Origin of the sequence: Enterococcus sp. DIV1767 (assembly GCF_050542585.1) — a bacterium.
GTDB lineage: Bacteria > Bacillota > Bacilli > Lactobacillales > Enterococcaceae > Enterococcus_D > Enterococcus_D innesii.
Window position 1 is genome coordinate 1,081,375 of the sequence record NZ_CP172936.1, and the last position, 8,626, is coordinate 1,090,000.

At 41.2% G+C, this 8,626-nt stretch carries 6 protein-coding genes and 1 rRNA gene (1 of these 7 cut by a window edge); all 7 read left to right on the plus strand.

Annotation, left to right across the window (positions count from 1 at the left end; genetic code table 11):
• The first annotated feature begins 38 nt into the window (after nucleotides 1–38).
• Entirely contained in the window at nucleotides 39–1,823 is a 1,785-nt protein-coding gene (gene pyk, locus IGI78_RS05200; protein WP_077454197.1) for a pyruvate kinase, read from the plus strand.
• 195 nt (nucleotides 1,824–2,018) lie between these two features.
• Nucleotides 2,019–2,579 carry a YceD family protein gene (locus IGI78_RS05205; RefSeq protein WP_010749661.1) on the plus strand — a complete coding sequence of 187 codons (561 nt, stop codon included), beginning with the start codon at nucleotides 2,019–2,021 and terminating at the stop codon, nucleotides 2,577–2,579.
• A gap of 56 nt (nucleotides 2,580–2,635) precedes the next feature.
• A complete protein-coding gene (rpmF, locus tag IGI78_RS05210) occupies nucleotides 2,636–2,815 on the plus strand; it encodes a 50S ribosomal protein L32 (RefSeq protein WP_005229191.1) in 180 nt (59 codons plus the stop codon).
• A 183-nt stretch (nucleotides 2,816–2,998) separates the two neighbouring features.
• Entirely contained in the window at nucleotides 2,999–4,420 is a 1,422-nt protein-coding gene (gene gndA / locus IGI78_RS05215) for an NADP-dependent phosphogluconate dehydrogenase (RefSeq protein ID WP_140965851.1), read from the plus strand.
• A 139-nt stretch (nucleotides 4,421–4,559) separates the two neighbouring features.
• Nucleotides 4,560–5,246: a response regulator transcription factor gene (locus IGI78_RS05220; RefSeq protein ID WP_005229193.1), complete on the plus strand. Its 687-nt coding sequence runs from the start codon at nucleotides 4,560–4,562 to the stop codon at nucleotides 5,244–5,246.
• 14 nt (nucleotides 5,247–5,260) lie between these two features.
• Nucleotides 5,261–6,766: a HAMP domain-containing sensor histidine kinase gene (locus IGI78_RS05225; protein ID WP_034872519.1), complete on the plus strand. Its 1,506-nt coding sequence runs from the start codon at nucleotides 5,261–5,263 to the stop codon at nucleotides 6,764–6,766.
• 615 nt (nucleotides 6,767–7,381) lie between these two features.
• Nucleotides 7,382–8,626, plus strand: a 16S ribosomal RNA gene (locus tag IGI78_RS05230) (it continues 314 nt past the right edge of the window).

Consider the following 8,626-nt stretch of genomic DNA (forward strand, 5'->3'; position numbering starts at 1 on the left):
ATTAGCTATTTTAAATAAATGAATAGGAGCGTTTAGTAATGAAAAAAACAAAGATCGTAAGTACATTAGGACCAGCAAGTAACAGTGTGGAAATTATTTCTCAACTGATTGAAGCCGGTGCGAATGTCTTCCGCTTTAACTTCTCTCATGGAGATCATGAAGAACAATTAGCGCGTATGACAATGGTTCGTGAAGCCGTAAAGAAAACTGGTAAAGATGTCGGTATCCTTTTAGATACAAAAGGTGCTGAAATCCGTACAACTGTACAAAATACGACAGAAGCAGACTTTGGTCGTGCTGGATACATCCAATTCAACGTTGGCGATGAAACACGCATTTCAATGGATCCAGAACACAAAGGAACAAAAGAAAAAATTGCTGTAACTTATCCTGGTTTATTTGAAGATGTTCATGTGGGCGGACACATCTTGTTTGATGATGGCTTGATCGACATGGAAATCAAAGAAAAAGACGAAGCAACTCGTGAATTAGTGGTTGTTGTTAAAAATGCTGGAATGTTAGGATCACGTAAAGGGGTCAATGCTCCTGGCGTATCAATCAGCTTACCTGGTATTACTGAAAAAGATGCAGAAGATATCCGTTTTGGTCTTGATAACGATATCGACTTCATTGCCGCTTCATTTGTACGTAAAGCGCAAGACGTTTTAGAAATTCGTGAAATTTTAGAAGAAAAAGACATGACTCATGTGCAAATCTTCTCTAAAATCGAATCACAAGAAGGTATCGACAATATCGATGAAATCATCAAAGTTTCTGATGGTATCATGGTTGCTCGTGGTGACATGGGTGTTGAGATCCCTGCTGAAGAAGTACCAATGGTTCAAAAGAGCATCATCAAAAAATGTAACGCTGCTGGTAAATCAGTTATCACAGCAACACAAATGTTAGAATCAATGCAACAAAACCCACGTCCAACTCGTGCGGAAGCTTCTGACGTTGCCAATGCTGTCTTTGACGGTACTGATGCAACAATGCTTTCTGGTGAGTCAGCAAACGGTGACTACCCTGTAGAAGCAGTAGCGACAATGGCACGTATCGACGTTGAAGCTGAAAAAGCTTTATCAGAAAACAGCACATTCCAAATCAACCAATTTGATAAGACAGATGTAACAGAAACAATCGGTTTATCTGTTGCTCGTGCGGCGAAAAACCTAGGGGTTAAAACAATCGTTGCAGCAACTGAATCTGGTTACACTGCGAAAATGATCTCTAAATATCGTCCAGATGCTGACATTTTAGCTGTCACATTTGACGAACGGACAAAACGTGGCTTGATGCTTAACTGGGGTGTCTATCCAACGGTTGCTGATAAACCATCAACAACCGATGAAATGTTCGAATTAGCAGCAAAACAAGCAGTTGATTTAGGCTTTGCTAAAGAAGGCGATCTAATCTTGATTACAGCCGGTGTTCCTGTTGGTGAACGCGGAACAACCAACGTAATGAAGATCCAATTGATCGGTTCAAAATTGCTTGAAGCGCAAGGGATTGGTGAAAAATCAGTTGTTGCCAATGCCGTGATCGCTCACAGTGCTGAAGAAGCAATTGCGAAAGCAAAAGATGGCATGATTTTAGTTGTACCAACAACAGATAAAGAATATATGCCAGCAATCGAAAAAGCAGCAGCATTAGTTGTTGAAGATGGCGGCTTGACTTCTCATGCAGCAGTTGTCGGAATCGCGAAAGATCTACCAGTCATCGTTGGTGCCAAAGACGCAACAACTACCATCAAAGATGGCGAATTGGTTACTCTTGATTCTCGTCGCGGTATCGTTTATCGTGGAGAAACAACAGCGATCTAATGATTTTTAACGATTGATCAAGCAACAGGCAAGTGCACGTTGTGCGCTTCCTGTTGTTTTTTTGAGAGAGTCGAAATCCCTTAAGAAAGGGCAGTAAAATGACACGATCAAAAATGAAAAAGGTGTCAAGAAAATTTCATTGACAAAGCCTCAGAAGCCCTGTATAATTGCTTTTGTTGCTTAGGGGTGATAAAAATGAAATGGTCTTTATTGGAATTAAAAAAATACCAAGAGACACCGCTGATGTTTGAAGAAACACTTGACTTAAAGAGTCAACTGATAAAACGCGATGGACAGATCATTGATTTGTCTCCTGTTAAAGTAAAAGGGCTGATGAGTGTTGATAAGCAAGGATACTTGCTGCACTATCAAGTAGAAACGACGATGACATTGCCATCTACTCGTTCTTTGACACCTGTAGCGATTCCTTTTGATTTTTCAGTGGACGAACAATTCATGACACCAGAGCAATTTCAGCGTCGCGATGAAACGATCGTCGAAGAAGAGGTTTTGATCATTGAAGGTCAAACCATCAGTTTAGATGAATCAGTCGCTGATAACCTATTACTTGCGATTCCATTGCAAGTCCTGACAGAAGAAGAAAAGCAAGGTTCAGCAATGCCATCTGGCAACGATTGGGCTGTTTTGTCAGAAGAAGACTTTGCAAATCAAAAAGAAGCGCAAGCTCAACAAGTTGATCCTCGTCTTGCAAAATTATCCGAATTATTCAATGAATCAGATGACGATAACGCGTAGGATTGGAATAAATTGCAGCCTCAAGGTTGCGTTCATTAACAAGGAGGTGTAGCAAAATGGCAGTACCAGCTAGAAAAACTTCGAAAGCGAAGAAAGCAAAACGTCGTACACATTACAAACTGACAATCAACGGTTTGAACGAATGTGCAAACTGTGGTGAAATGAAAAAAAGCCACCATGTCTGCTCAAACTGTGGTCATTATGATGGCAAAGACGTAGCAACAAAAGAAGCATAATTCCTTTTTTTCAGAAAGAGGATTCTAAAACCTTAGGCTAACCATGGAGCCTGAGGTTTTTTTGTTTTTTTGACGAATATGGAACTTTTCAGAAATATTTTTGTCCAGCGAAAGAGAATAGTTCAAAAGCAGGTACATTTGCGCTATAATGAAAAAGATAATTGAATCTTAGGAGGATGAAAGATGACAAAACAACAAATCGGCGTTGTCGGTATGGCTGTTATGGGCAAAAACTTAGCGTTGAACATCGAAAGCCGCGGTTATTCAGTTGCCTTATTTAACCGTACTGGTTCAAAGACAGAAGAAGTAGTAAAAGAACATCCAGATAAAAATTTTAAAGCAACCTATACGATAGAAGAATTTGTTCAATCTATTGAAAAACCACGTCGTATTTTATTAATGGTAAAAGCTGGGTTTGCGACAGATGCAACGATCCAAGAACTATTGCCTCATCTAGACAAAGGCGATATTTTGATCGATGGTGGAAATACCTTCTTTAAAGATACGGTTCGTCGTAACGAAGAGTTGGCAAACTCAGGAATCAACTTTATCGGTACAGGTGTATCTGGTGGGGAAGAAGGCGCCTTGAAAGGTCCTTCAATTATGCCAGGAGGACAAAAAGAAGCGTACGAATTGGTTGCGCCAATCTTGGAGCAAATTTCTGCAAAAGCTGAAGATGGAACACCTTGTGTGACTTATATTGGACCAAACGGTGCAGGCCATTACGTAAAAATGGTTCACAACGGGATCGAATATGGGGACATGCAGCTGATTGCTGAGTCTTATGACTTAATGCAAAACATTTTAGGTCTATCTGTTGATGAAATGGCTGATATTTTTGCTGAATGGAACAAAGGTGAATTAGACAGCTACCTAATTGAGATCACAGCAGATATTTTGACCCGTAAAGACGATCAAGGAACAGGCAAACCAATTGTTGATGTGATTTTAGATGCTGCTGGTAATAAAGGAACTGGGAAATGGACAAGCCAAAGTGCCTTAGACTTAGGCGTACCACTACCATTGATCACTGAATCTGTTTTTGCCCGTTATATTTCGGCTTACAAAGAAGAACGGGTCAATGCCAGCAAAGTCTTACCAAAATCAGAAGCAGTTGCTTTTGAAGGAAACAAAGAAGAGTTTATCAATAAGATCCGCGAAGCCTTATACTTCAGTAAGATCATGAGCTATGCACAAGGATTCGCGCAATTACGTACTGCATCAAAAGAGTATGATTGGGATCTTCCTTTTGGTGAAATTGCCAAAATTTGGCGTGCAGGCTGTATCATCCGTGCGCAATTTTTACAAAAAATCACGGATGCTTATGACAAGAATGCCGACATTGAAAACTTACTATTAGATGACTACTTCAAAGATATTACGAAACGTTATCAATCTTCTGTACGTGAAGTAGTTGCACTAGCTGTCCAAGCAGGTGTACCTGTGCCGACGTTCTCATCGGCGATCGCGTACTTCGATTCTTATCGTTCTGATCGTTTGCCAGCGAACTTGATCCAAGCACAACGGGATTACTTCGGAGCGCATACGTATGAACGGACAGATAAAGAGGGAATTTTCCATTATTCATGGTATGACGAAGCGTAAGCTTTAAGAGAATCCAAAAGAGAAAGGCCGAAAGTGAGAACTTTCGGTCAATCTCTTTTTTATTTTTTAGATACATGATAAAATAAGACAGATAATGTCTAATTTAAAGGCAGAATAATCAATAAAGGGGCTATCAATAATGAGTAATATTCTAATCATTGAAGATGAAAAGAACTTAGCTCGATTTGTGGAATTAGAATTGAAGCATGAAGGGTACAATACGGAAGTTCATTACAACGGACGGACGGGACTGGATGCGGCACTGAATAATGAATGGGATGCGATCTTATTGGATCTAATGCTTCCTGAGTTAAATGGGTTAGAAGTTTGCCGCCGCGTGCGTCAATCGAAAAACACCCCGATCATCATGATGACCGCAAGAGATTCCGTGATTGATCGAGTATCAGGTTTGGATCATGGTGCTGATGATTATATTGTGAAGCCTTTTGCAATTGAAGAATTGCTGGCACGCTTACGTGCGTTGCTTCGCCGTATCGATATCGAAGGGGACAAAAACGTCGCAAAACAAACTACGATCACTTACCGCGATCTAACGATTGAAAAAGAAAATCGTGTCGTACGTCGTGGAACAGATGTCATTGAACTAACGAAACGCGAATACGAGCTGTTGTTGACTTTAATGGAAAACGTCAATGTCGTTTTAGCCAGAGATGTTTTATTAAACAAAGTCTGGGGCTATGAGACAGAAGTGGAAACCAACGTTGTCGATGTTTACATCCGCTATTTACGTAATAAAATTGATGTACCAGGGGAGGAAAGCTACATCCAAACCGTTCGTGGTACAGGATATGTGATGCGGTCGTGAACCTTAAAAAAAGAATGAAAAAATTAAAAGAACTGAAGGGGCCTTCTTTAACTGTAAAGTGGGCCTTCGCAAGTTCTTTCTTTATATTTGTCGTATTTACGATCTTTGCGGTGATCACCTATAAGACCTCCGTAAATTTGATTGTTGCTAAAGAAGAAAACAATGTTGAGCGGACAATGTCAGAAGTTGCTTCCCGTCTAGCCAATTCGGACCAAGAATTAACGCTCGTTCGAACGTATCGTAATTTAACCAAAAATGATGCGGGGACGACGAGCATCTATGATCGAACCTCAACGATCGATGGCAACTTAATGAAAATCGACTCCTTTATTTCGGAATTAGGCCAAGCACCATTGAGCCTGTTTGTTTATAATTTGAATGAGGACCTTGTGTTTAAGACCCATGAAAATGATTTAGCCTTGATCGACACACAACGTAAAGCGCCAACCATCGTAACACTAGATGGCATCACCGGCTTTCTTTCGATCCAACCTATTTATTCAAAAGGCACCAGAGAGCGGATTGGCTATGCTCAAACATTTTATGAATTGACTTCTTTTTATGAAATACGCAGCAAACTGCTGCTGACTTTGATTATCTTAGAAGTTGTCTCTCTGATTCTCAGCAGTGTGCTTGGGTTCTTTTTATCAGCGTATTTCCTTCAGCCGTTAAAGGTACTACGGGATACGATGGAAACCGTCCGGAAAAACCCGCAGTCAACCGTGCATATGCCAGAATTGAATACCAACGATGAGTTATCTGATTTAGCAGATATATTCAATGAAATGTTAGATCGCATGCGCCTGTACATTGAGCAGCAAGAGCGATTTGTTGAAGATGTTTCTCATGAATTGCGAACACCTGTAGCAATCATTGAAGGACATATGAATTTGTTGCAGCGTTGGGGAAAAGACGATCCAGAGATCTTGGATGAGTCCCTCGCAGCCAGTATGCAAGAGATCAGTCGAATGAAGACGCTCGTACAGGAAATGTTGGATCTCTCAAGAGCGGAACAAGTGGATGTTCATTATGCAAATGAAACAACTAATGCAAAAGAAGTTGTCTATCAAGTGTTCAATAACTTTAAAATACTGTATCCGGATTTTGTCTTTACATTGGATGATGATTTGTATCATGAGTTGAAGCTGAAAATCTATCGCAATCATTTTGAACAGATCATAATTATTGTCTTGGATAACGCAGTAAAATATTCCACTGATCGAAAAGAAGTTCATCTATCCATTTCATTGGATCGTCAATCTTTTGAAATTGCCATCCAAGATTTCGGGGAAGGCATCTCCAAAGAAGACCTCGATAAGATCTTTAATCGTTTCTATCGAGTAGATAAAGCCCGTGCTAGAACCAAAGGTGGCAATGGTTTGGGGTTATCTATAGCAAAACAACTATTAGAAAGCTATAAAGGAAAAATCACGGCGGAGAGTGTCATTGGCCAAGGAACAATCTTTCGGATTTATATACCGATCCTTCAAACGGAAGATCGGACGAAAAGAGAACGTTGAGCAAAAAGCTTAAGTTCTCTTTTTTTTATTCTTAAATGATAGATTTAGTGGCGAAACACTGCTTATAAACGAACGTTCGAAACGTTTGGTAATGAATAATTCGCTTATAAAAATAGTTGTCAAAAAGCCTATTTTTTTAGTTGATTTTTCCTTTAAGAATTGCTATATTATTACTTGTCCTTGTTAAGATATTTGTAACAATCACTGATTGATCTATTTTTAAAATAGTTGTTGACGAAACAATTTACAAGTGTTATTATAACAAAGTCGAAAAAATATCATCTCTGAAAAACCTGATAAATCAAAAAAACTTTTCAAAAAAGTGTTTGACATATAACGTTTGAGATGGTAATATAAAAAAGTCGCTGAGGTTAAGAAAGAAGTTAAATAACAACTTCTTGAAAAAAACTTTTGAAAAAGAGTTGACAATCAAACGTCGCTCTGATATGATATAAAAGTTGCTAACACAGCACGGTAGACCTTTGAAAACTGAACAAAGCAAGCAAACGAACCAATGTGTAGGACGTTTCAATTTATTGAAACAAATACATGCAAGCAATAGCTAGCAAAGTTAATTTTTATGAGCTTAATGACCGTATGGTCATTCAAACAAATCATTATGAGAGTTTGATCCTGGCTCAGGACGAACGCTGGCGGCGTGCCTAATACATGCAAGTCGAACGCTTTTTCTTTCACCGGAGCTTGCTCCACCGAAAGAAAAAGAGTGGCGAACGGGTGAGTAACACGTGGGTAACCTGCCCATCAGAAGGGGATAACACTTGGAAACAGGTGCTAATACCGTATAACACTATTTTCCGCATGGAAGAAAGTTGAAAGGCGCTTTTGCGTCACTGATGGATGGACCCGCGGTGCATTAGCTAGTTGGTGAGGTAATGGCTCACCAAGGCAACGATGCATAGCCGACCTGAGAGGGTGATCGGCCACACTGGGACTGAGACACGGCCCAGACTCCTACGGGAGGCAGCAGTAGGGAATCTTCGGCAATGGACGAAAGTCTGACCGAGCAACGCCGCGTGAGTGAAGAAGGTTTTCGGATCGTAAAACTCTGTTGTTAGAGAAGAACAAGGATGAGAGTAAAATGTTCATCCCTTGACGGTATCTAACCAGAAAGCCACGGCTAACTACGTGCCAGCAGCCGCGGTAATACGTAGGTGGCAAGCGTTGTCCGGATTTATTGGGCGTAAAGCGAGCGCAGGCGGTTTCTTAAGTCTGATGTGAAAGCCCCCGGCTCAACCGGGGAGGGTCATTGGAAACTGGGAGACTTGAGTGCAGAAGAGGAGAGTGGAATTCCATGTGTAGCGGTGAAATGCGTAGATATATGGAGGAACACCAGTGGCGAAGGCGGCTCTCTGGTCTGTAACTGACGCTGAGGCTCGAAAGCGTGGGGAGCGAACAGGATTAGATACCCTGGTAGTCCACGCCGTAAACGATGAGTGCTAAGTGTTGGAGGGTTTCCGCCCTTCAGTGCTGCAGCAAACGCATTAAGCACTCCGCCTGGGGAGTACGACCGCAAGGTTGAAACTCAAAGGAATTGACGGGGGCCCGCACAAGCGGTGGAGCATGTGGTTTAATTCGAAGCAACGCGAAGAACCTTACCAGGTCTTGACATCCTTTGACCACTCTAGAGATAGAGCTTCCCCTTCGGGGGCAAAGTGACAGGTGGTGCATGGTTGTCGTCAGCTCGTGTCGTGAGATGTTGGGTTAAGTCCCGCAACGAGCGCAACCCTTATTGTTAGTTGCCATCATTTAGTTGGGCACTCTAGCGAGACTGCCGGTGACAAACCGGAGGAAGGTGGGGATGACGTCAAATCATCATGCCCCTTATGACCTGGGCTACAC